Annotated in this window: 23 protein-coding genes; 12 read left to right on the top strand and 11 right to left on the bottom strand. The window is 32.6% G+C overall.

Annotated elements, in window-relative coordinates; all coding sequences use genetic code 11:
* Nucleotides 1-24 precede the first annotated feature (24 nt).
* From M0M44_RS17740 to M0M44_RS17710, 7 genes are all read left to right on the top strand, one after another.
* Complete coding sequence (locus M0M44_RS17740) at nucleotides 25-366, top strand: DUF2853 family protein (protein WP_248726879.1); 342 nt, start codon at nucleotides 25-27, stop codon at nucleotides 364-366.
* A gap of 171 nt (nucleotides 367-537) precedes the next feature.
* The gene (locus tag M0M44_RS17735) at nucleotides 538-1,389 is read left to right on the top strand and encodes a CvfB family protein (protein ID WP_248726878.1); all 852 of its coding nucleotides are present in this window, start codon (nucleotides 538-540) and stop codon (nucleotides 1,387-1,389) included.
* Between the two features lie 802 nt (nucleotides 1,390-2,191).
* Nucleotides 2,192-3,025: a 1,4-dihydroxy-2-naphthoyl-CoA synthase gene (locus M0M44_RS17730; RefSeq protein WP_012024845.1), complete on the top strand. Its 834-nt coding sequence runs from the start codon at nucleotides 2,192-2,194 to the stop codon at nucleotides 3,023-3,025.
* Nucleotides 3,026-3,126: 101 nt separating this feature from the next.
* Nucleotides 3,127-4,089 carry a 1,4-dihydroxy-2-naphthoate octaprenyltransferase gene (gene menA, locus M0M44_RS17725; protein WP_248726877.1) on the top strand — a complete coding sequence of 321 codons (963 nt, stop codon included), beginning with the start codon at nucleotides 3,127-3,129 and terminating at the stop codon, nucleotides 4,087-4,089.
* Nucleotides 4,090-4,118: 29 nt separating this feature from the next.
* The gene (locus M0M44_RS17720) at nucleotides 4,119-4,796 is read left to right on the top strand and encodes a metal-dependent hydrolase (protein ID WP_248726876.1); all 678 of its coding nucleotides are present in this window, start codon (nucleotides 4,119-4,121) and stop codon (nucleotides 4,794-4,796) included.
* Nucleotides 4,797-5,004: 208 nt separating this feature from the next.
* Nucleotides 5,005-6,243: a tetratricopeptide repeat protein gene (locus tag M0M44_RS17715; protein ID WP_248726875.1), complete on the top strand. Its 1,239-nt coding sequence runs from the start codon at nucleotides 5,005-5,007 to the stop codon at nucleotides 6,241-6,243.
* A gap of 93 nt (nucleotides 6,244-6,336) precedes the next feature.
* The gene (locus M0M44_RS17710; RefSeq protein WP_248726874.1) at nucleotides 6,337-7,380 is read left to right on the top strand and encodes an o-succinylbenzoate synthase; all 1,044 of its coding nucleotides are present in this window, start codon (nucleotides 6,337-6,339) and stop codon (nucleotides 7,378-7,380) included.
* A 51-nt stretch (nucleotides 7,381-7,431) separates the two neighbouring features.
* Here M0M44_RS17710 and M0M44_RS17705 read toward each other — a convergent pair whose 3' ends face one another.
* Together M0M44_RS17705 and M0M44_RS17700 are read right to left on the bottom strand one after the other, a co-directional pair.
* Nucleotides 7,432-7,974 (bottom strand): hypothetical protein, encoded by a 543-nt coding sequence (locus M0M44_RS17705; protein WP_248726873.1) that lies wholly within the window; start codon nucleotides 7,972-7,974, stop codon nucleotides 7,432-7,434.
* A 17-nt stretch (nucleotides 7,975-7,991) separates the two neighbouring features.
* Nucleotides 7,992-8,903, bottom strand: coding sequence for an OmpA family protein (locus M0M44_RS17700; RefSeq protein WP_248726872.1), 912 nt, complete (start codon nucleotides 8,901-8,903; stop codon nucleotides 7,992-7,994).
* A 183-nt stretch (nucleotides 8,904-9,086) separates the two neighbouring features.
* Here M0M44_RS17700 and M0M44_RS17695 point away from each other — a divergent pair, with 183 nt between their 5' ends.
* Both M0M44_RS17695 and M0M44_RS17690 read left to right on the top strand, forming a co-directional pair.
* On the top strand, nucleotides 9,087-9,560 hold the full coding sequence (locus M0M44_RS17695) for a CYTH domain-containing protein (protein WP_248726871.1): 474 nt from the start codon (nucleotides 9,087-9,089) through the stop codon (nucleotides 9,558-9,560).
* Nucleotides 9,561-9,562: 2 nt separating this feature from the next.
* Entirely contained in the window at nucleotides 9,563-10,534 is a 972-nt protein-coding gene (locus tag M0M44_RS17690; protein WP_248726870.1) for a YpdA family putative bacillithiol disulfide reductase, read from the top strand.
* Between the two features lie 51 nt (nucleotides 10,535-10,585).
* On the opposite strand, the gene M0M44_RS17685 is transcribed toward M0M44_RS17690, so the two are convergent.
* Together M0M44_RS17685 and msrA are read right to left on the bottom strand one after the other, a co-directional pair.
* Nucleotides 10,586-12,154 carry a protein adenylyltransferase SelO gene (locus M0M44_RS17685; RefSeq protein WP_248726869.1) on the bottom strand — a complete coding sequence of 523 codons (1,569 nt, stop codon included), beginning with the start codon at nucleotides 12,152-12,154 and terminating at the stop codon, nucleotides 10,586-10,588.
* 103 nt (nucleotides 12,155-12,257) lie between these two features.
* Entirely contained in the window at nucleotides 12,258-12,791 is a 534-nt protein-coding gene (gene msrA, locus M0M44_RS17680; RefSeq protein WP_248726868.1) for a peptide-methionine (S)-S-oxide reductase MsrA, read from the bottom strand.
* 182 nt (nucleotides 12,792-12,973) lie between these two features.
* On the opposite strand from msrA, the gene M0M44_RS17675 reads away from it, so the two are divergent.
* Entirely contained in the window at nucleotides 12,974-14,461 is a 1,488-nt protein-coding gene (locus M0M44_RS17675) for an aminotransferase class V-fold PLP-dependent enzyme (RefSeq protein WP_248726867.1), read from the top strand.
* 166 nt (nucleotides 14,462-14,627) lie between these two features.
* Here the strand turns inward: M0M44_RS17675 and M0M44_RS17670 are convergent, their stop codons facing one another.
* The 6 genes from M0M44_RS17670 to M0M44_RS17645 all read right to left on the bottom strand — a co-directional run bounded on the left by M0M44_RS17670 (nucleotide 14,628) and on the right by M0M44_RS17645 (nucleotide 19,352).
* Nucleotides 14,628-16,370: an APC family permease gene (locus M0M44_RS17670; RefSeq protein ID WP_248726866.1), complete on the bottom strand. Its 1,743-nt coding sequence runs from the start codon at nucleotides 16,368-16,370 to the stop codon at nucleotides 14,628-14,630.
* A gap of 97 nt (nucleotides 16,371-16,467) precedes the next feature.
* The gene (locus M0M44_RS17665) at nucleotides 16,468-16,938 is read right to left on the bottom strand and encodes a nuclear transport factor 2 family protein (RefSeq protein WP_248726865.1); all 471 of its coding nucleotides are present in this window, start codon (nucleotides 16,936-16,938) and stop codon (nucleotides 16,468-16,470) included.
* Nucleotides 16,939-16,985: 47 nt separating this feature from the next.
* On the bottom strand, nucleotides 16,986-17,510 hold the full coding sequence (locus M0M44_RS17660) for a hypothetical protein (RefSeq protein ID WP_248726864.1): 525 nt from the start codon (nucleotides 17,508-17,510) through the stop codon (nucleotides 16,986-16,988).
* 11 nt (nucleotides 17,511-17,521) lie between these two features.
* Nucleotides 17,522-17,998 (bottom strand): hypothetical protein, encoded by a 477-nt coding sequence (locus M0M44_RS17655; protein ID WP_248726863.1) that lies wholly within the window; start codon nucleotides 17,996-17,998, stop codon nucleotides 17,522-17,524.
* A gap of 6 nt (nucleotides 17,999-18,004) precedes the next feature.
* On the bottom strand, nucleotides 18,005-18,682 hold the full coding sequence (locus M0M44_RS17650; RefSeq protein WP_248726862.1) for a peptidoglycan DD-metalloendopeptidase family protein: 678 nt from the start codon (nucleotides 18,680-18,682) through the stop codon (nucleotides 18,005-18,007).
* 4 nt (nucleotides 18,683-18,686) lie between these two features.
* Nucleotides 18,687-19,352, bottom strand: a complete 666-nt coding sequence (locus tag M0M44_RS17645) for a spermidine synthase (protein ID WP_248726861.1) — start codon at nucleotides 19,350-19,352, stop codon at nucleotides 18,687-18,689.
* A 64-nt stretch (nucleotides 19,353-19,416) separates the two neighbouring features.
* On the opposite strand from M0M44_RS17645, the gene M0M44_RS17640 reads away from it, so the two are divergent.
* Nucleotides 19,417-19,968, top strand: a complete 552-nt coding sequence (locus tag M0M44_RS17640; RefSeq protein ID WP_248726860.1) for a 1-acyl-sn-glycerol-3-phosphate acyltransferase — start codon at nucleotides 19,417-19,419, stop codon at nucleotides 19,966-19,968.
* Between the two features lie 72 nt (nucleotides 19,969-20,040).
* On the opposite strand, the gene M0M44_RS17635 is transcribed toward M0M44_RS17640, so the two are convergent.
* Nucleotides 20,041-20,505 carry a helix-turn-helix domain-containing protein gene (locus M0M44_RS17635; protein ID WP_248726859.1) on the bottom strand — a complete coding sequence of 155 codons (465 nt, stop codon included), beginning with the start codon at nucleotides 20,503-20,505 and terminating at the stop codon, nucleotides 20,041-20,043.
* Nucleotides 20,506-20,816: 311 nt separating this feature from the next.
* Between M0M44_RS17635 and M0M44_RS17630 the strand changes: the two genes are divergently transcribed.
* A complete protein-coding gene (locus M0M44_RS17630) occupies nucleotides 20,817-21,971 on the top strand; it encodes a M14 family metallopeptidase (RefSeq protein WP_248726858.1) in 1,155 nt (384 codons plus the stop codon).
* Nucleotides 21,972-21,988: the final 17 nt, after the last annotated feature.

Here is a 21,988-nt window from a genome sequence, read left to right as displayed (position 1 = left end):
TTATTCACCAAATAAATTTATAGTATGAGCAAGAGAGAAGAATTAATTAAGAAGTACACGACTGATTTAAAAGAGAAATGTGGTATTACAGCTGATGTAGATTTACTAACAAAAGTTACAATTGCTTGCGGTCCATCAATTTATAATGATGACGCCTCTACAGTAGCTTCTTCGCAACAATCAGAATTGGATACCGTAAAAAACAACTTTCTAATTAAGAAATTAGGTTTGAATAGTGGTCCAGATTTAGATAAAGGAATTGATGCTGTTATGGAAAAATACGGAAAATCAAATAAAAACAAATATAGAGCTGTAGTTTATTATTTACTTACTGTACATTTTAAAAAAGAAAGCATCTTTAAATAATCTAAGTTAGATATAATTCAAAATCCCTTTATAACTTCTGTTTATAAAGGGATTTTCTGTTTTTTACCTACAAATCAAGTTTTGTTAAATTAATTTCTTTGTACGATGCCAAACTTCGTACCTTTGCAACTCACAAACTTAGTTGTATTATCAACTTAGAATATTTAGAAAATGCTAGAAATAGGAAAATACAATACCCTAACTATACTGCGTGACACCAAAGTTGGTTTGTTTTTAGGAGATCCTGAGAACGATCCAGATGGCGTTCACGATGTTTTGCTTCCCAATAAATATGTACCAAAAGTATTTGAAATTGGCGAAGAATTAATCGTTTTTGTTTACTTAGATCATGAACAGCGACCAGTTGCTACAACTTTGGTTCCGTATATTTTACTTAATGAGTTTGCTCTTTTGAGAGTAAATTACATTAATAATGTTGGTGCGTTTATGGATTGGGGTATGGAAAAAGATATCTTGGTTCCGTTTAAAGAACAAGCGCGTCCGATGGAAAAAGGAAAACGCTATTTGGTTTATTTATATTTAGACACACAAACCAATCGTTTGGTTGCTTCAAGTAAAACCAATCAATTTTTGAGTAATGAAAAGTTGACTGTTGAAAAAGGCGAAGAAGTGGATTTAATCGTGTCTCATATTACCGAAATGGGGATTAATGTTATTATAAACGAACGCCATAAAGGTCTTTTGTATAAAGATGAAGTTTATGATGATTCAATAAGAACCGGCGACAGAATGCGCGGTTATATTAAAAACATTCGTCCTGACAACAAAATTGATGTTGCGCTTCAGCCTCAAGGGGTTGAGAGTATCGAACCAAATGCAGATAAGATTTTAAGTGAATTAAGAGCTAGCAGAGGTTTCCTTCGTTTAAACGATAATTCTCATCCAGAAGACATTAAAACAGTTTTGAAAATGAGTAAAAAGTCATTCAAAAAAGCAATAGGTTCTCTGTACAAAGAAAAACTGATCGAAATTAAAGAAGACGGAATTTATCTAATAAATTAAATTCCAATCTTTTAAATCCCAAATTCCAAGATTGATTCAACGCATTCATTGGAATTTAGAATTTTTATTTTTTGGAATTTATTTTTGCGTCAGCAAAATTATTATAACACGAAAGGCTGCTCATTACAAGCAGCCTTTCGCTTTTTATTCAGTTTTAAAAAAAATTGTAATTAAAAAAAAACAGAAATAAAATAATTCGAATTCATCTCAGGACAATGGCTTTACGAATTTTAGAGATCGTCCCATCGATGGTATGTCTTTTAAATAATCAATGCACCTATCTTAAAAGCAAAAAAGAGAATTTCACGGCTCATCCATTGGTTTTATAAAATAACTTTTAGAAAGTTGTGAATTAGTACTTTTTTCCTCTTTTCGTTATCATTTCTATACTAATCAATAGACAATTCTAACATTTAACCTTAGGTGTTACTTTTTTCTTTTTGAAGTTTCGACAAACACATAAATCATTTGCTCCTTTAATTGAGGTTTGTTACTTAAAACCCTAAAAAAATGAGCGACAAATTTTTTAAATTTTCTCAAAAAAATCATTTTTTAGGTTAATAAATCAGTGAAAGAAAATCAATCTGAAATCTTTGAAATGTTTTGTATCTCGTTGATTTCTAGGATGTAAAATTAATTATTATTTTTCTAAACTAATGTTAAAAAATGTTATTTTTTGTAAGTAAATACCAATTGTTAACATTAGAAGTCAATTTAGCAAAGACTTAAGAGCGATTGAGTAGGTAAAGTAGTAAAAATGCTTTATTTTTACCCTATAATTATTTTTAAACAAAAAATCAAAATGGATTGGATTACAGCCAGAGAATTTGAAGATATAACTTATAAAAAATGCAATGGAGTAGCGAGAATAGCCTTTAACAGACCTAATGTTAGAAATGCATTTCGTCCTAAAACTACTTCAGAATTATACCAAGCTTTTTATGATGCACAAGAAGATACTTCGATTGGTGTAGTTTTACTTTCAGCTGAAGGACCTTCAACAAAAGACGGAGTTTATTCTTTCTGCAGTGGAGGAGATCAAAATGCACGTGGACACCAAGGATACGTTGGAGACGACGGACAACACCGTTTAAATATTCTAGAAGTGCAGCGTTTAATTCGTTTTATGCCTAAAGTAGTCATTGCAGTGGTTCCAGGATGGGCTGTAGGCGGTGGGCACAGTTTGCACGTAGTTTGCGATATGACGCTTGCAAGTAAAGAACACGCCATTTTTAAACAAACTGATGCAGACGTGACAAGTTTTGACGGTGGTTACGGATCGGCATATTTAGCTAAAATGGTAGGTCAGAAAAAAGCTCGTGAAATTTTCTTTTTAGGTAGAAATTATTCTGCTCAAGAAGCTTTTGAAATGGGTATGGTAAATGCTGTAATTCCACATGACGAGTTAGAAGCTACTGCTTATGAGTGGGCGCAGGAAATTCTTCAAAAATCACCAACATCTATAAAAATGCTAAAATTTGCAATGAACTTGACAGACGACGGAATGGTTGGACAACAGGTTTTTGCAGGAGAAGCAACTCGTTTAGCTTACATGACCGAAGAAGCAAAAGAAGGAAGAAACGCTTTCTTAGAGAAAAGAAAACCAAACTTCGGTGAAAATAAGTGGTTACCATAAATTAATAAATAGTTTAAGGTTTCAAGTTTCAGGTTACACGTTCTGTGGATAACTTGAAACTTCAAACTTGAAACAAAATAAAACTAAAACTAAAAGAATAAATGAAACATTGGATTGAAGCCGCTAGATTGCGCACATTACCTTTATCAGTTTCCGGAATTATAGTTGGAAGTATTTATGCATTGTCAAATCCAACAGAAACGATTAACACTCCAACAGAAGTATTCAGCTGGAAAGTTTTTGGTTTTGCTCTATTGACAACGTTAGGATTACAGGTTTTATCCAATTTTGCAAACGATTATGGCGATGGAGTAAAAGGAACTGATAATGCTGATCGAGTAGGGCCACAACGCGCTATTCAGAGTGGTATTATTTCGCCTCAGGCAATGAAAAAAGCCATTATTATTACTTCCCTTTTAACGTTATTGTCTGCAATCGTATTAATTTATTTTGCTTTCGGAAAAGACAATTTCGGATATTCAATCTTTTTTCTATTATTAGGTATCGCGGCTATTGTTTCTGCTATTCGTTATACCGTTGGTAATTCTGCTTATGGTTATAGAGGATTTGGAGATTTATTCGTTTTCATTTTCTTCGGATTAGTGAGTACGTTAGGAGTGAACTTTTTATACGCAAAAGAAGTTGATCCGCTCTTGATTCTTCCAGCCGTTGCAATCGGATTATTGAGTGTTGGGGTTCTAAATCTAAACAATATGCGCGATCAGGAATCAGATAAAAAATCGGGCAAAAATACAATTGTGGTGCAAATAGGAGCGAAAAGAGCTAAAAACTATCACTTTTTTCTAATAATCACTGCAATGGTGTTAGTAGTTGTATTTGCTATTTTAAGCGATTACAACTTCGACCAATACTTGTTTTTATTGGCTTATATTCCGTTGACAAAACATTTAATCACGGTTTACAAAAATCAAGATCCAAAATTATTAGATCCAGAATTGAAGAAACTTGCATTAAGCACATTCTTGCTTTCTATATTACTTACAGTATGTATGATTTCTTTGATTTCAGACATTATTGTAAACCTCTTTTTAGGAGGTAGATAAAAAAACGTTTAACTATAAAAAGTAACAAAATGAAAATTACATACTACGGACATGCTTCATTAGGAATTGAAGTAGGAGGGAAACATATCATAGTGGATCCATTTATTACTGGAAATCCACAAGCAGCATCAATCAATCTTAGTACAATAAAAGCCGATTATATCTTATTGACGCATGCACACTCAGATCACGTTTTAGACGTTGAGGCGATTGCAAAAAATACCAATGCGGTTATTGTTTCTAATGCAGAAATTGCAAGTCATTATGCGAAAAAAGGATTCAATTCGCACCCAATGAATCACGGTGGAAGTTGGAAATTTGATTTCGGAAAGGTAAAATATGTAAACGCAATTCACTCAAGCAGTTTTTCTGATGGTACATACGGAGGAAATCCTGGAGGTTTTGTAATCGAAGGAGAACATAAAAATATCTATATCGCTGGAGACACTGCTTTGACTTACGATATGAAATTGATTCCGCTTCGTACAAAATTAGATTTAGTAATTCTTCCAATTGGAGACAACTTTACAATGGATGTAGAAGATGCTATTATCGCTTCAGATTTTGTAGAATGTGACAAAGTTTTAGGGTATCACTTTGACACTTTTGGCTATATAGAAATCAATCATGAAGAAGCAATCCGCAAATTTTTCGATAAAGGAAAAGATTTAATGCTTTTACCAATCGGAGATTCTATTGAATTATAATTTATCTCATCTTTTAACTATATCTTTTTAAGGCAAAGAAAACTGTTTTAAAAAGATATAGTCTTAGAAAGAGTTCATTGAACTTTAAATAAAAAACACGAATGAAGTAATCCGCATAAGGGCACTCATCATTTCCTTAAGAAAGTTATTTGGCACAATATGTGCTATTTATATAGTGAAGTTTTTAAAATAAAAATCATTTTAATCTGTGAAATCTGTGGCAATTAAAGCATCATCACAAAATACAACTTTCAAACAAATCCTATTCTTACTATTTATCGCAATTTCCAGTAATGCGTTTGCACAAAAAGACGGTTATTGGGATAAAGAACGAGCTACAACCAAAGAAATTATGGTTCCGGCACGTGATAGAGTTTCTATACCAACAGAAGATTTACCGGTTGGGACTACAGAAATTGTATACAGAATAACACTTTTAGACAAGAATCAAGAGATGGCCAATAGTTTGGTCTCTGTGTTAAAAGCAATTCCAGATCCAACAGGAATAAGTCAGGGTTCAGCTGGTGCGGTTTTCCTGATGTCAAAAATTTCAGGAGATGATAAATGTACTTATTCGATTTTTACATCTAATGAAAATGCTAAAAAATATATTTCAGACGGTAGAATTGACAATGCCTGCTATTCTCAGGCAGAACCTGTAAGCAAAGATGCCAAACGTCTATCTGTGAACAAATCATCATGTTTAAAAGAAGATATTAGCACTATTTGGTTTGGCCTTGAAAGCAAAAATTGGATTTTGAGTCAGAAAGTTGTTATAGAAGTGGTGCCTTGGGTTGATGTTAAATTAAGCCGTGGTTGGAATCAAGACAATAAAAATGAAATTATAAGTTTGTGCAAAACTTCTACAATGGCACAAAAAATGGCCAATTCGGATGATTTCTGTGTTTGCATTTTAAATAAAATTATGAAGCAATATCGTTACGACGAGTTTCAAAAATTATTAGCCGTAGAAAAGACAAAAGTGTACAAAGATTTTGGAAACAGCTGTTACAAAGATGCCGATATTTCTAAAAATGTATTCAACGATTTGAGAACGCAAGTCGCTTCTTTAATTAAAGCTCAAAAATACAATGAGGCAATTCCAAAGTTAAACACAATTGTTAGCGAAGGCAAAGCAACTGCATTAGATTACAGTTCTTTAGGCTATTGCTATATTTTGACCAAACAATATGCGAAAGCATTAAAAGTTCTTTTAGAAGGTGAAAAATTGGATGATACTGAATTATTAGTGAAATTAAATCTAGCACATACTTATTTAGTAAGCGACGATTATAGTGCCGCTAAAGCGATTTACAAAAAATACCAAACACAAAATGTAACAGATAGCTTAAGCTGGATTGCCAAAACAAAATTAGACTTTGCAGCATTTGAAAAAGCAGGACTTCCGACCAAGGATTTTGAAAAAATCTTAAAATTATATAATTAAGCTTTTAAAACACTAAGTGGTTTAGATGCTTCTTAAAGTCTGTTTTTAAGCTTAGCAGCTCAGTATCTTAGCAACTCAGCATCTTAAAAAAAAATGAAAGCATCTTATCAAAAATATTTATTAGAGTTTAAACGTCCGTCAGGAACTTCAAGAGGAATTATGACCGAGAAAGAAACTTGGTTTATAATTCTGGAAGAAAATGGCAAAAAAGGAATAGGAGAGTGCGGTATACTTCGTGGCTTAAGTGCAGATGACCGTGAGGACTATGAAGAAAAACTAAAATGGACTTGCGATAATATTCATTTAGGAGAAACCGAACTTTGGAATTCCTTATTAGAATTTCCTTCTATTCAATTTGGCTTAGAAATGGCTTTTTTGTCTCTTAAAAGCGAAAATCCATTTATTTTATTCCCTTCAGATTTTACAAAAAACACTGCTTCAATTCCTATAAACGGATTAGTTTGGATGGGCGAAGCTGCTTTTATGAAACAGCAAATAGAAGAGAAATTGGCCGACGGTTTTAACTGTATAAAACTTAAAATTGGCGCTATTGATTTTAATAAAGAACTAGAATTATTGCAATTCATAAGGACTCATTTTTCTCCAGAAGAAATAGAAATCAGAGTAGATGCTAATGGTGCTTTTTCTTCAATAGAAGCTTTAAATAAATTGAATCAATTACATCAATTTCAACTCCATAGTATAGAGCAGCCAATTAAAAAAGGTCAAATTGAAAAAATGGCAGAATTGTGCAAACAAACTCCATTTTCAATTGCTTTAGACGAAGAGCTTATTGGAGTGTTTTTATTTGAAGAAAAAGAAAAATTGCTCCAAGAAATCCAACCTCAATATATTATTTTAAAACCAAGCTTTGTCGGCGGTTTTCGTGGCACACAAGAATGGATTACCCTTGCAGAAAAGTATAATATAGGTTGGTGGATTACTTCGGCATTAGAAAGTAATATCGGATTGAATGCCATTGCGCAATGGACCTTTACTTTAAAATCAGATATGCCACAAGGTTTAGGAACAGGAGCTTTATATACTAATAATATAGATTGTCCGCTTGAAGTGAAAAATGGCCAACTTTGGTATAATTTTTCTAAAAATTGGGAAAGTTTCAAAGGTACAGAGTGACAAAGGTAAAATCTGTGAACCTTTGCAACTATGTACCTTTGAACCTATTTTTTACTCTTTTCCTCCTAAAAGATTATCTTGCCATTCTTTTAAATCCTGCCATTTGCCTTGATAAGCCCAGAGTGCTTGTTTAGCCCATGTGCTTGGATTATGCATGGCGTAGTTTTCTCCTCCTGCATCTAGAATAGATTGCATTTTTTCGGTAGAAGTTTGTGAAAGCTCGTACCAGGTTTTGACTCCTGCAGCATTGAAAAGAGCTTCTATTTTAGGGCCAATTCCTTCTACAATTTTTAAATCATTTTCTTTAATTTTCTTTCCTAATATATTTGCCGCCAAACCAGCATCAAAAGCGATGACTGCAGGACCAGTAGCAAAAGATTGTACCGAAGCTTTGGCTTTTGCTGCCAAATCTGCTTCTAGTGTAGATATTTTTGCATTTAAATTTCGTGTATTCGCCTTACAGGCATCTAAATCAGCTTGAAGTGATGCTGAAAGCGAATCATCGTTTTTCGAATTCATTTTTCCTAGTAAATAACCTAAGATTCCACAAATTAAACCTATTAGAATAGGTATTAAGATACAAGGTATATTCATGATCATATATTTTTATGTTATTTAATGGTAATTACAGTTCTTCTATTTGAAGCTTTTCCTTCTGCAGTAGTATTATTGCCAATAGGCTCATCCGGACCTTTAGATTGTGTTTCAATTTTCGCATTATCGATTCCGTTTTTAGAGAGATAATCTTTAGAAAAATCGGCTCTTTTTTGTCCTAAAATAATGTTTGAATCGCGATTTCCAACGTTATCAGAATGCCCAACAACTACAATAACCGCATCTTTTACATTCTTGGCGTATTTGACGATGTCAGTAACTTTTTGCTTTTCAACATCGCTTAATTTCTGGCTAGATTTATTTGTATTAAAATGTAGAATTAACGGATCAGCATTTATTTTTTCCTTTAGTACACTCCACTCATCATTTGATGTTGCAACAGAATCTATCGTTTCAAATAAGTATTCCGCAGGCCCTAAGAGCGTATCACCGCTCATTTTCCATTTATCTAAAATGGTTCCTTTAGTAGAAAACTGATTTTCTGACAGTCCTTCAGAAACAAAATAATTCTTAACATCATTGGCCCTTGCCAAACCAAGATTTTCAAAAGTAGTAGAATTGGTTTCGTCCGAAGTTGCGTAACCAGTTATTGTAATTTTCTGTTTCGGATTTGCTTCTAAGAATTTCTTTAAGTTATCAATGCCAGTTGTGACCGAGTCACTCACAGGCATAATAAGCTTTGCACTATTTTTAAGGAACTTTAAATTATCATTTGTCTGATAATTAAGTCCAGGACCATTTAATACAAACGGAACAAAATTTGGCTCTGCGGCAGTAGGAGGAACTGTTTTTGGAGTAATGTCCGTTGTTGTTTTTTCACAGCAGTTGCAGCAAAATTTCAGATATAAAAAAGTACCCAAAATGATGGTTATTGCAATGCCTAACAAGTAAAGTGCTTTTTTAGACATATATTTCGGATTAAGATTCTATCAAATTTAATTAAAATAATAATCATAACGCATTAATAATCAGTTATTTTAATATTGCATATTTAAAGTGAAGAAAAACAAACTGACTTGTTTTTTGACTTTTATACATTCAAAGACTTGATTAAAATGAGTAACTTGCATAAAAAATAATCTACAGTTAAAATGGTCGAAATAGAAAGAAAGTTTCTTGTAAAATCCAATGATTTCAAGAGTCAAGCTTTTACTCAGAATAATATTGCTCAAGGTTATTTGAGTTCTGCTCCCGAGCGTACAGTTCGGATTAGAATTAAAGGGCATAAAGGCTTTATAACCATAAAAGGAATAAGCAATAGCGGAGGTATGTCTCGTTTTGAATGGGAAAATGAGATTCCGTTAGATGAAGCACAAGAACTGTTGAAATTATGCGAAAAGGGCAAAATTGAAAAAACACGTTACGAAATAAAATCTGGAGATCATATTTTTGAAGTAGATGAATTTTATGGAGAAAATGAGGGTTTGGTAATGGCTGAAATCGAGTTAAACTCTGAAAATGAAACTTTTGAAAAACCTGAATGGCTGGGTGAAGAAGTAACAAACGACGAAAGATATTACAATGCTTACTTAAGCAAAAATCCTTTTAAAGACTGGCAAAAATAAAAATGATAGAATCCATATATGACCTTATTATAGTAGGAGGTGGGCCAATTGGTCTTGCCTGCGCAATTGAAGCCGAAAAGAAAAAACTAAAATATTTAATTATAGAAAAGGGTGCAATTGTAAATAGTATTTTCAATTATCCGCTTTACATGACTTTTTTTTCTACTGCAGAAAGATTAGAAATTGGCGAAATTCCTTTTAATTGTCTTGCACCAAAACCGGGACGTCAGGAAGCTTTAGAATATTACAGAAACATTCATCGTTATTTTAAATTCAACATTAATTTATTTGAAAAAGTAAATGAAGTTCAAAAAGAAAGCAATGGGATTTTTAAAATTAATACCGATAAACAAAATTACCAAGCTAAAAATGTGGTGATCGCTACAGGTTTTTATGATATTCCGATAGAGATGAATATTCCTGGAGAAAATCTGCCAAAAGTTCGTCATTATTATAAAGAAGCGCACGAGTATGCTTTTAGAAAAGTTTTGGTTGTTGGAGCTAATAATTCGTCAGTTGATGCAGCTTTGGAATGCTGGCGAAAAGGTGCTGATGTCACAATGGTTATTCGTAAAAACGAAATCAATAATCGAGTAAAATATTGGGTAAAGCCAGATATAGAAAATCGTATCGCGGAAGGAAGTATAAAAGCTTATTTTGAATCTAATATTACAGAAATTAGAGAAAATGAAGTTGAAATTGAAACTCCAAACGGCAGAATTACAATTGAAAACGATTTTGTTCTGGCCTTAACGGGCTATAAACCAGATTTGAGCTTTCTGGAAAGAATGGGAATCCAACTTTCAAATGATGAATTAAAAATTCCTGTATATAATCCTGAAACGATGGAAACTAATGTTGACGGATTATTTCTTGCAGGTGTTGTCTGCGGTGGAATGCAGACGCATAAATGGTTTATAGAAAACTCAAGAGTACATGCCACAATGATTGTAGATTATATAACTTCGAGATAATTTTTTGCCACAGATTAAATGATTTAATTAATTAATCTGTGGCAAAACAATTTAAGAACTACAAGAAAGCATCGAACAGCCTACTTTAGATCTAGCCCAGTCTGGGCGTTTTGCAAACCATTTTTCAGATTCTGGTTGTTCATTATACGGATTTTTTAATAGTTGGAATAATTCATCAACTAAAGAATAATCGCCTTTGTCTGCCTCATCAATAGCCAGTTGTGCCATATAATTTCGCAATACATATTTAGGATTTATGAGATTCATTTTCACAGTACGTTCTTCGTCAGAAAGTGTTTCTACATTTAATCTTCTAATATAAACAGAAAACCATTTTTGCCATGCATCTAGAATTTCGCCTTTTATTTCTTCTGGTAAATAGAATGCATATTCAATTTTTTCAAATGCCTGTTCTACAGAATCATTCTTTTTAATCTGGCTTAGGTTTCTGAAAAAGATAGTCATATCAGTTTCTGATAATTGTAAAATTTCTTCAATTCCTTGAATAATTTTATCATCAGTTTCACTTGAAGTAAAAAGCCCTAATTTACTTAAAAACATATTTTTATAATCCTCTTCGTAATCATTAATAAATGAATCTAATATTTTTTCTAAAGGCTCAGCTTCATTAATTAAAGGATAAAGAGCATTTGCTAATTGGTATAAATTCCACTGGGCAACTTGAGGCTGATTTCCGAAACGATATCTTCTATTTTGGCTGTCTGTAGTATTTGGAGTCCAATTTGGATCGTAGTTTTCTAACCATCCGTACGGACCGTAATCAATCGTAATTCCATGAATCGACATATTATCGGTATTCATTACGCCATGAACAAATCCGACACGCTGCCAGTGCAGAATCATTTCTCGAGTTGTATCTGCCACTTTTTTAAAGAATTGTAAATATTGTTCTTTAGGCTCGCCGGTAATTTCTGGAAAATAATGTTTGATTGTAAATTCTACAAATTCTTTTAAATTTTTGAGCTCATTTCGAGCAGTCAGCATTTCAAAACTTCCAAAACGAATAAATGACGGCGCCACACGGCAGACCACAGCACCTTTTTCATAAGCAGGATTTCCATTGTACAAAATATCTCTTAAAACCTGATCGCCTGAAAGAATCAGAGAAAGTGATCGAGTAGTGGGAACTCCTAAATAATGCATCGCTTCGGCGCATAAATATTCTCTTATAGACGAACGTAAAACGGCTAAACCATCTGCAGTTCTAGAATAAGGCGTTTTTCCAGCACCTTTTAATTGAAGTGTGTAAAATTGATTGTTGTTTTCAATTTCAGTTAAATTAATCGCACGTCCGTCTCCCAATTGTCCCGCCCAATTTCCAAATTGATGTCCGGCATAACACATGGCATACGGCTGCGTGCCAGGAAGGATATCTTTTCCAGAGAAAGCATTTAAAAATTCTTCTGATTGGATTTCATCCTTAGAAATTCCAACTAATGCAGCAACTTCTTCAGATGCATGAATTAATTCTGGATTTGAAGGTTTTGTCGGATTTACATAAGAAAACAGCGTGTTTTTTACTTGACGAATTTCGTTTGTCAAGTCTGGATCTGCTGGCAGTTCGGCAGTAAATCGATTATTTATTTTGAGATTTTTCATTTTTTATTTCTTTACTTTTATTGCCACAGATTAAAGGATTTTAAAAGATTTTCTTTTTAACTAAAATGTTTCAATCAATATAATCTATGGCTTAACTTAAAAATTAGCCAATTAATTTATCAGCATACATTTTTTTAAGTTTTTGAATTTTTGGATCAATGACCACTTGGCAATATCCAGCTTCTTGATTTTCATTGTAATAATTTTGATGATAATCTTCGGCTTCGTAAAAAACTTCAAAAGGCTTCAATTGTGTAACAATTGGATCAGCATAAGCAGGCTGTACTTCTTCGAATACTTTTTCTGCTATTTCTTTCTGCTCATCATTATGATATAAAATGATCGAGCGGTATTGCGTTCCACTGTCGCCACCTTGACGATTCAAAGTTGTTGGATCATGACTTGTCATAAAAATAAAAATTAAGTCATGATATGAAATTATGTCAGGATTAAAGGTAACTTGAATAACTTCTGCATGTCCAGTTCTGCCAGTACAAACTTCGCGATACGCTGGATTTTTTATAAAGCCATCTGAATAACCTGATTTTATTGATTCTACACCTTTTAAACGCTGAATTACAGCTTCGATACACCAAAAACAACCGCCACCAAAGGTAGCTACTGATAAATTTCCCATAAATAATACTTTCTATTAGTTTAATGCCTATTAATTCGATAGGATATTATGATAATTTATTAAAAAAAAGATCTTTTAACTAAAGATACCCGACAGGAATGTAATGTTTGAAGTTTACTATTGATAAATTCGCAATATTATAAAAAAGCGATATATTTGCAGTCAAACACAAGGCACAACTAATGAATAGCAAAAATAGTACCATCACTCTAGAAACTTATTTTCAGGAATTTAGACAAAACATTGTCGGAATAAATCAAGAATTTACGTCACCTTATGGCAGAAAATCAATCATTTATACTGACTGGACTGCCAGCGGAAGATTGTACCGCCCTATAGAAGAAAAACTTTTAAATGAGTTTGGACCATTTGTGGCCAACACACATACAGAAACTACTGTGTCGGGTACTGCTATGACAAAAGCGTATCATCATGCAAGACATATTATTAAACGTCATGCGAATGCAAGTAATGATGATGTTTTAATTACTGATGGAACTGGAATGACAGGAGTTATCAATAAATTCCAGCGTATTTTAGGTTTGAAAATTCCAGAAAATTTGAAAAGTTTCACGAATATTCCGGAAGAAAAAAAACCTATTGTTTTTATTTCGCACATGGAACATCATTCGAATCAAACTTCTTGGCTGGAAACTATTGCAGATGTAGAGATTATTCCTTCTTGCGAAAAAGGGCTTTTCAATTTAGAGAATCTTGAAGTTTTATTAGAAAAATATAAAGATAGAACGATAAAAATTGCTTCTATTACTGCATGTTCAAATGTTACGGGATTAAGAACTCCTTTTCACGAAGCAGCAAAATTGATGCATCATTACAATGGTGTATGTTTTGTTGATTTTGCTTGTTCTGGACCGTATGTAGAAATTGATATGCATCCAGCTGATCCAGAAGCTTATTTGGACGCTGTATTTATGTCGCCTCATAAATTTTTGGGTGGGCCAGGAACTTCTGGGGTTTTAATTTTCAATAAAAAATTATACAATAATATGATTCCTGATTGCCCTGGTGGAGGAACAGTAAGTTGGACAAATCCTTGGGGAGAGCATAAATATATTGATAATATTGAAGATCGTGAAGATGGTGGAACACCAGGATTTTTACAAGTTATTAAAATTGCGCTTGCCATTGAATTGAAAGAAGAAATGGGGATTGAAAACATTATGGAGCGTGAGCACGAAATTGTTGATTATGTTTTTTCTCAATTAGAATCGGTTGAAAATATTAAAATTTTGGCTGGACAACACAAAGAACGTCTTGGTGTCATTTCGTTCTTTATTGATGATCTTCATTTCAATTTAGGCGTTAAAATTTTGAATGATCGTTTCGGAATTCAGACTAGAGGTGGATGTAGCTGTGCGGGAACTTATGGTCATTATTTATTACATGTTGATCAAGAAACTTCTAATAAGCTGGTTAATGAAATTACAATTGGTGATTTAATCAAAAAACCGGGATGGATTAGAATGTCAATTCACCCAACGACTACTGATGCTGAAATTGCTTTTGTTTGTAAGAGTATAAAAGAGTTGGCAGCAAATCATAAAACTTGGGCTTTGGATTATTCTTATGATAAAATGCGTAACGAGTTTATTCATCAAGATGCCACTTCGTTTGAAGATGAATTGGTTGAGAGCTGGTTTAAATCTTAGATTTTATAACTACAAATAACTAAATATTTTTTAGCCACAGATTACAATTATTTTAATCTTTGTAATGTGTGGCTATTCTTTTAAACGCAGAGATTGCTGAAATTTTTATAATTTTTAATTGATAACATTTGTGCTTATTGAAGGCGCAAAAAAGCAAACCCAACAACTACATTATCAATCGAACACCACCAAGATCGGCCACACGGTAAGAGAATTTGTTTCCTGGAGATCCGATAAACATGAAGTTTTTTGGGATTTTCCATTTTTCAGAAAGCTCGTCGATTATTTCTGGACCAAATACGCCTTCAATTTCGATGTATTCTATATCTAGTCCGTCGTAAGCACGATCTAAAACTTCTAGATCCTTTTTGAGAGCTTCGTTATCTACAGGATCTTTTTTGACATGAACAATCTTTAATTTCTTTGTAGTTTCGTTATCTTCCACGTATTGTAAGACTTTATTCAAGATCGTAATGTCATCTCCTTTTGTAAAGAAAACAAACTCTTGAGAGTTAATTTTCGAACTTAGTTTTTCAAGATAACGATTACTAAGGATAACCATTTTACGCAATGGTTGATAGAAATATTCGAGAGCTTCTATTAATAGACGTATTAAAGTAACGCGATTGAGCATAATTCCAATAAAGAGTAAGGCTGGAATCATATATTGCAAAAAGGTGTAAAACGAATTGATGTTGAGGAGCATATTTCCAAAAAAAGCAGCAATTACAAAAGCTACAGCGGTTACGACTGCAATGCCTCGTGCACGTTCTGGTCTTGGCAATTTTCTGCGTTTGTATTTTAAAAGCAGATTTCCAATTCCGAAAAGAGCCATAACAGCTAAAAATGAAAAAGTATAAACTCCAGCAAGAGATTCTAAATGTCCGTTTGTCGCAAAAAGAACAGAAATGCAAAGAATTAGAAAACTTAAAACAATTCTATAATGAGACCCTCTTTTGTTTTGTTTTAGAAAATAATTAGGAAGGATTCGGTCTAATGTCATTCGGTTTAAAAGTCCCGAAACACCTACAAATGAGGTTAAAACGGCTCCACAAAGTACCATAACAGCATCTATAGAGATAAGCCATGCTAACCAAGATCCACCTGTTGTTTCTCCCAAATGTGCTAAAAGAGATTCTTTGTTTTCGCGGACCTCCGTAAGCGGAATAACGCTGATTAACAAAATAGCAATTACAGGATTGAAGAAACTTACAATTCCCCACATGTTTCGAAGTGTTTTAGGAAAAACAACATGCTCTTGTTCTTCCACAAAATTGGCAGAACTTTCGAAACCTGAAATTCCAAGCATTGCTGCCGAAAAGCCAAGAAAAAGAGCTGTTTTTATATTTCCCGACGAAATTGGTGTTTGCCAATTGATGTGAAAAGTATCTAACCCGTGAGTTAGGACAAACCAAATTGATGCTAAAACCAGCAAAGCCAACGTGCCAATATGTGTAATAAAAATAATGACAGCCACAAATGCCGATTCTCCAATTCCTAAAATGGCTAATCCAGTAAATAGAATTAAAACGACTACTGTTGCAATGGTTACATTTAGACCTTCAAAGATTCCGTGCAGGTAATGCATTCCTTCAGAAGCAGAAATCACAGCGGTTGCCATGTAGGATAAAACCGTTAAAGTCGCCGCTAAAGAAGCTAGACGTTTTGTCGAAGTATTTAATAAAACATTGTAAGCACCGCCATTTAAAGGAATTGCTCCAACAACTTCAGCATAAATTTTTCGGAAAAGAAATAATACAACAGCAACAATTAGAAGTGAAATCCAAGCATATTGACCTGCGTATAAAATGGTTAGCGCTGAAACATATAAGCAAGAAGAGCTAATGTCGTTTCCGCAAATTGCAGTTGCCTGTAGTTCATTTAATTTTTTGTGTACGATTTCTTTCATTAGCATCTAAAATTTACACTTTTAGTAAAATTAAGTAACAAAAAAATTAGAATCGGGCGTAAAGCAAATAGTGATATTCTAGCTGTAACGTATTATTTTATTTGGCATTCTGAAATTGCTTTAGTGCTGATAAGGCCTGCGATTGAACTTTCTTCTGAAAAAATCCTGTCCAGCCCAGTAAATAACCAGTAATACCAAAAGCTTGTTTAGACCATTTCCAGACATCAAAACTATCAGTGTGCTTGATAATTAATCCGTCCTGAAAAATAAATTGCGCAGAGATTTTATTTACAACTTTTCTATTTGTTTTGCTAAAATTATATGTAGCGATCCAATTTGCTGAACCAGTCGAATCATCGGCATTTACATTTGAAAATTCAATTTTTAAATTGCCTTTACTTTTTAGAAGCAACATTTCCCACATTTTAGAAACCTGCTCTTCTTTTAACAATCCAAAAGCTGGATCTATAAAATGAACTTTCGGATGATAGCATTCACTCATGGTTTTAGCATCTGCATTCGCGAAAGCAGTATAGAATTTGACAATTAAAGCCTCATTTGCATTCATAAAAATATATTTATGTTAAATATAAGGTTTATTAAATAAAAAAATCATTACAAGACACTAATTTCTTTAGCTGTATCAAATGTTTTTTTAGTTTTATCAAATGCTGTTGAGAAATACTTCACTTTACTGTAAGCTGTAAAATGTCCAGTTAGATTACCTGAAATATCTGGGCCTCCAGCAATTATAAACCTTATCGCATAAATATCTGTCTTTTTAAGTTTTAGCCATTCAGCAGGTGTAAAATAATAATATGCAGTTGTTTTCCCGTCTGCAGATTCTTTTACATTCTTGTCTGTACATGCAATAACATCTGCATTTGTCAAATCGACATAAACACCGCCAGCAATTCTTGCTTTGTCACTTCCTGTTGAAACAGTTAATTTCAAAATGCCTCCTTTTTCCGTTTTAGCTATTTGCACATTAATTTCGCCAGAGTAAGCATATTTTTCGCAGATAAAAGTGTATTCTTGCGTCGCTGGATAAGGAGCTGAACCTTTTACACTTATAGTTTGCTGTGCTGAAGCAAAAGTTGAAATAAAAAATAATAGGAGTAGTGGCAGTTTAAAATTCATATATATGGTATTTATTGTTCGGCTAATTTGGCATCAAATTTCTCATCCCAATCCATAGATTTTATGGCAGAAATAAGATTGTCTTCATTTACAAAAATGCGTAATTCTTTATTGGCCACTTTTTTAGTGTACAATGCATGATAGCGGTAAATAACTTCATGTTTGGTTTTGTAAACTCCATCTAATTTTAAATCTATAAAACTTCCGTAATATTGTCTAAATCTTTGGCAGGTCTTTGTCAAACGCTCTTCTGTAGTGTTTTCCATAACCGATTTAGTTACTTCAGTTTCATTAAATGGTTTAAATTTTGAAGTGTTACAAGTTTCTAAAACTCTCTTTCCTAAATCATACGCTTTTCGCTGCTGATTTGCATTTACTTCTTCTCCAGAAACTTTTTTAATTTTTAAATCTTCTGTATTTCTACTTACTGTTTTCGATTTACATCCAATTAACAATAACAAACATATAATCAATCCTGCTTTCTTCATAACTATTTAAGTAATTTTTAATAATAAGTTAGGATCGGGACAATTTTCGATATAAAAATTTAGGTCATTTGTATTGCAGACTCCTGGATAATCTCCCCAATAATCGCCAATATTATGGATAATCTGAAAATGTACATGAGGTGCGTAATCTCCATTTACTGAGGCATTTCCTAAAGTCGCAATCTTTTCGCCTTTCTTAAATTGGTCTCCGATATTTAAATTTTCTATACTTTCTAACGATAAATGTCCGTATAAAGTATAAAATTTCTCATTTTCTACTTCATGCTCCAATATAATAGTCGGTCCATAGTCGCCTAGACCGATGTTGTTTTTAAAACTATGAACAATTCCGTCAAGGGCGGCAAGTACAGCTGTTCCAGCTTCGGCCCATAAATCTAATCCGATGTGAATATTACGTTCTGGTTTGGATACATCTAAAAAAATAGGGCTTCTTTGATATAAAAATCTTCCTTCTATATAACCGCCAAATGCAACTTTAGCGTTGTTTTCTTTTAAAAATTTTGAAATGTATTTTTCAAAATCTTCTGAGGTATCCAATTTCTGACTTACTAATTCCTCATTAGAAACCGATAAATTTAACGGTGTGTATTCTGAAATATTAATTGAGGCATCAATAACTTTAGTAGGTGGCTGGGCATTTAAGATTGAGGTTAGGGGCTTCATAAAACTAGGCAACTTTATTTATAATTATTAATTCATTATGTACTTCGATTCGGGGCAGCATTTTGGTTTGAAAGAATTTCGGATTTACTTCTGTCACATATTTTCTATTGCGAACATTATGTGCTTCGTCTAATATCATTGTGTTGAATAAAACAAAGCCATCATCTTTTAAAATCGTGCAGATTCTATCTACAAAAAACTTCTCAAACAAAAAGTTAGGCATGTGTGTATCTTCAAAAATATCAATTATTATGAGATCGTATTTCTCTTTTGTTTTCAAAACAAATTCAAATGCATCATCAATAACAACTTTCAACTGTTTAATTTGATTAAGATTAAAATACTGATTTGCAATCTCAATCATATCAGGATCTATTTCTACACCCGTTATTTTTTCTTTGTATTCTATCTCATTTACTAATGTTTTAACTACGCTTCCGCCAGCTACACCTAATAATAAGATGTGTTCCATTTCTAGAATTTTATCGTAACCAATATTTCGAAGTCCGTACCTTAATATACGCTGCAGACTTCCGTATGAATAATTGGTGTTTTCAGTGTCCAATACTAATTCTCCATTTGCCCAAGTAACTTCGATCATTTTACTTCGGGTTGATTTTTTCTTAAATATTTTTATAGGAATTAAGTAACTGAAAAATTTTCGAATCATTTTTTATGCTTTTACTCAAATTTACCATTAAATCTTTTATTTTGCACGAAATATTAAATCTTTAATGAAAAAACTATTATATAAATTCATCTTTTTTAAGCTAATGGGCTGGAAAATAGTAGGAATCGAAAATGCAGAAATTAAAAAATGTGTACTCATGGTGATGCCTCATACGAGCAATCATGATTTTTACATCGGACTTTTTACTCGCGGCATCTCTGGACTGCAGATGAATTGGGTAGGAAAGAAGGAATTGTTTCGTTTTCCGTTTGGTTATTATTTTAGAAATGTTGGAGGAGAACCTTTAGATCGTTCCGGAGGATTAAATAAAGTTGACTCTATTGCTGCAATATTTGATAGAAAAGAAATCTTTCGTTTAGCTGTTGCTCCAGAAGGAACTAGAAAAAAAGTAAAAGAGATAAAAACTGGATTTTATTTTATCGCGCTTAAAGCAAATGTTCCAATTGTTCCCGTAGCTTTTGATTGGGGTAAAAAAGAAGTAAATCTTGGCGAGCCATTTTATCCAACTGGAAATTATGAAGCCGATTTTGAAATCTTAAAAAAGCATTACGAAGGGGTTTCGGGTAAAATTCCTGAAAATGGAGTGAAATTATAATTTTATGAGAATTTTTCAAACGCGTGAGAATCGCGTATTTGGAAATTTTCTTGACTAGGAATCGAATATGCGCTAATTTTTGTGGTAGGAAGAATAGGTTTTAAAAGTTCCATTTTTATAGAATAAGACTATTTTTTCAATTTCATCATCTTCAAAATTAATATTTTCATTTTTTAAAGATGATGCTTTTTTTATTTCTTTCTTTTCCTCCTCATTTGTTTCGACGGAAGAAAATAAATCTGTACCTATATTTTCATTGGATGCAATTGGAGTAGGAGAAGACACTGGAATTTCTAAATTGTCATCATTGTTTTTAGGAAAACTTCCTTTTCCGATTAGAATCCAATATAGATCAACATCAGGGAAAACCTCTAGAATTTTCATTACAAAATCTAAACTTGGTTTGTTTCTCCCAGACAAAAGATGCGACATGCTAGAGCGTTGCACACCAATTTTATCTGCAAAAGTAGAAGCATTTAAACCATAATAATCTAATAGGGTTTCGAGTCTTTTTACAAAATCATCTATGTTTACCATTGTGAATTTATGTTTTAAATTATTCTATTTACAAATGTAAACAAAAAGAGAAGACGCTCCAATCTTGTTGTTGCATTTTTAATAGGAGTTTAGTTTTATGTTAAATATAAAATTCATATAAAGCTTTATAATTAACTGAAATTAATATATTTATAAATACTAAATAGATTAAATAGCTCTATTGAAACAAGTTAAAGCTTAAATGGATACATACTTTATAAAACTGTTTACAAATCTAAATTATTAAATTCTCCTTATGTTTACAATTGTAAAAATAAAGATATTTACTTTTGTAAACTAATCAAAATACAATGAATTTAGAACAGCTTTTTACACAATACAAAGAAAAGTCAATATCTGGTCGATATCTTACTTTAGACCATATTAAAACTCTTTTGGATAAGTTAAATACAAATGGACAAGTAGAGGTTATTGGTACATCTGTTTTAGGCGAACCTATATATAGTTACCAAATCGGAACAGGAAAGACACGTGCTTATCTATGGTCTCAAATGCATGGAAACGAAAGTACAACAACAAAAGCTTTATTTGATTTCATTAATTTATTAAATGATGATACTGATTTTGCAAAGCAAATGCTAGATACTTTTACTTTCTACTGTATTCCGATGCTTAATCCTGATGGAGCGAGACTTTACACACGAGCAAATGCAAATGAAGTAGATTTAAATCGTGATTCTCAAGACCTGACACAACCAGAAAGTAAAATTCTTCGCGAAGTATTTGAAAAATTTAAACCTGATTTCTGTTTTAATCTTCACGACCAGCGAACAATCTTTGGAGCAGGAACGACTGGAAAACCAGCAACGGTTTCTTTTTTAGCTCCTTCTTATAATGAAGAAAGAGAAGTAAACGATAACAGATTGAAAGCGATAAATATTATTGCAGGCATAAATGAAGAACTGCAAAAATATATTCCAGGACAAGTTGGCCGCTTTGATGACTCCTTCAATATTAATTGTATAGGAGACACTTTTCAGTTTTTAGGTGTTCCTACAATATTATTTGAGGCAGGACACTTTCCAGATGATTACGAACGAGAAGTTACTCGAAAGTTCATATTTTTCGCGTTAATTACAAGCTTCAAACTGATTTCCGAAAACGATTTAGTTAGCAATAGATTTTCTGAATATTTGAATATTTCACAAAATAACGTGGTTTTTTATGATTTTATGTATAAAAATGTCAAAATAAATTATGATGGTATCGAAATTATTACGAATTTTGTCGCACAATACAAAGAAGAATTAATCGAAAATAAGATTCATTTTAATGCTTACATAGTAGAAGTAGGTGAGCTAGAAAATTATTTTGGTCATTACGAATACGACGCAAAAGGAGCAGAATATTCGGACGATTTCCAAAATCTTCCAAAAATGGGTCAGAAAGCAAATTTTTATTTAAATAAAAATGTTAAATTTGTTAACGGATTAATAAAAAGTTAATTTTTATGTGAATTTGT

Source organism: Flavobacterium humidisoli (assembly GCF_023272795.1).
Taxonomy (GTDB): domain Bacteria; phylum Bacteroidota; class Bacteroidia; order Flavobacteriales; family Flavobacteriaceae; genus Flavobacterium; species Flavobacterium humidisoli.
This window is presented reverse-complemented; position numbering and strand designations above follow the sequence as displayed.

Coding starts and splice junctions, on each gene's coding strand:
- menA (WP_248726877.1), top strand. CDS start 3,127: ATGAAACATTGGATTGAAGCCGCTAGATTGCGCACATTACCTTTATCA.
- M0M44_RS17710 (WP_248726874.1), top strand. CDS start 6,337: ATGAAAGCATCTTATCAAAAATATTTATTAGAGTTTAAACGTCCGTCA.
- msrA (WP_248726868.1), bottom strand. CDS start 12,791: ATGGGAAATTTATCAGTAGCTACCTTTGGTGGCGGTTGTTTTTGGTGT.
- M0M44_RS17650 (WP_248726862.1), bottom strand. CDS start 18,682: ATGAAGCCCCTAACCTCAATCTTAAATGCCCAGCCACCTACTAAAGTT.
- M0M44_RS17635 (WP_248726859.1), bottom strand. CDS start 20,505: ATGGTAAACATAGATGATTTTGTAAAAAGACTCGAAACCCTATTAGAT.
- M0M44_RS17705 (WP_248726873.1), bottom strand. CDS start 7,974: ATGAATATACCTTGTATCTTAATACCTATTCTAATAGGTTTAATTTGT.
- M0M44_RS17670 (WP_248726866.1), bottom strand. CDS start 16,370: ATGAAAGAAATCGTACACAAAAAATTAAATGAACTACAGGCAACTGCA.
- M0M44_RS17665 (WP_248726865.1), bottom strand. CDS start 16,938: ATGAATGCAAATGAGGCTTTAATTGTCAAATTCTATACTGCTTTCGCG.
- M0M44_RS17640 (WP_248726860.1), top strand. CDS start 19,417: ATGAAAAAACTATTATATAAATTCATCTTTTTTAAGCTAATGGGCTGG.
- M0M44_RS17675 (WP_248726867.1), top strand. CDS start 12,974: ATGAATAGCAAAAATAGTACCATCACTCTAGAAACTTATTTTCAGGAA.
- M0M44_RS17720 (WP_248726876.1), top strand. CDS start 4,119: ATGAAAATTACATACTACGGACATGCTTCATTAGGAATTGAAGTAGGA.
- M0M44_RS17730 (WP_012024845.1), top strand. CDS start 2,192: ATGGATTGGATTACAGCCAGAGAATTTGAAGATATAACTTATAAAAAA.
- M0M44_RS17645 (WP_248726861.1), bottom strand. CDS start 19,352: ATGATTCGAAAATTTTTCAGTTACTTAATTCCTATAAAAATATTTAAG.
- M0M44_RS17735 (WP_248726878.1), top strand. CDS start 538: ATGCTAGAAATAGGAAAATACAATACCCTAACTATACTGCGTGACACC.
- M0M44_RS17695 (WP_248726871.1), top strand. CDS start 9,087: ATGGTCGAAATAGAAAGAAAGTTTCTTGTAAAATCCAATGATTTCAAG.
- M0M44_RS17740 (WP_248726879.1), top strand. CDS start 25: ATGAGCAAGAGAGAAGAATTAATTAAGAAGTACACGACTGATTTAAAA.
- M0M44_RS17630 (WP_248726858.1), top strand. CDS start 20,817: ATGAATTTAGAACAGCTTTTTACACAATACAAAGAAAAGTCAATATCT.
- M0M44_RS17700 (WP_248726872.1), bottom strand. CDS start 8,903: ATGTCTAAAAAAGCACTTTACTTGTTAGGCATTGCAATAACCATCATT.
- M0M44_RS17655 (WP_248726863.1), bottom strand. CDS start 17,998: ATGAAGAAAGCAGGATTGATTATATGTTTGTTATTGTTAATTGGATGT.
- M0M44_RS17660 (WP_248726864.1), bottom strand. CDS start 17,510: ATGAATTTTAAACTGCCACTACTCCTATTATTTTTTATTTCAACTTTT.
- M0M44_RS17685 (WP_248726869.1), bottom strand. CDS start 12,154: ATGAAAAATCTCAAAATAAATAATCGATTTACTGCCGAACTGCCAGCA.
- M0M44_RS17690 (WP_248726870.1), top strand. CDS start 9,563: ATGATAGAATCCATATATGACCTTATTATAGTAGGAGGTGGGCCAATT.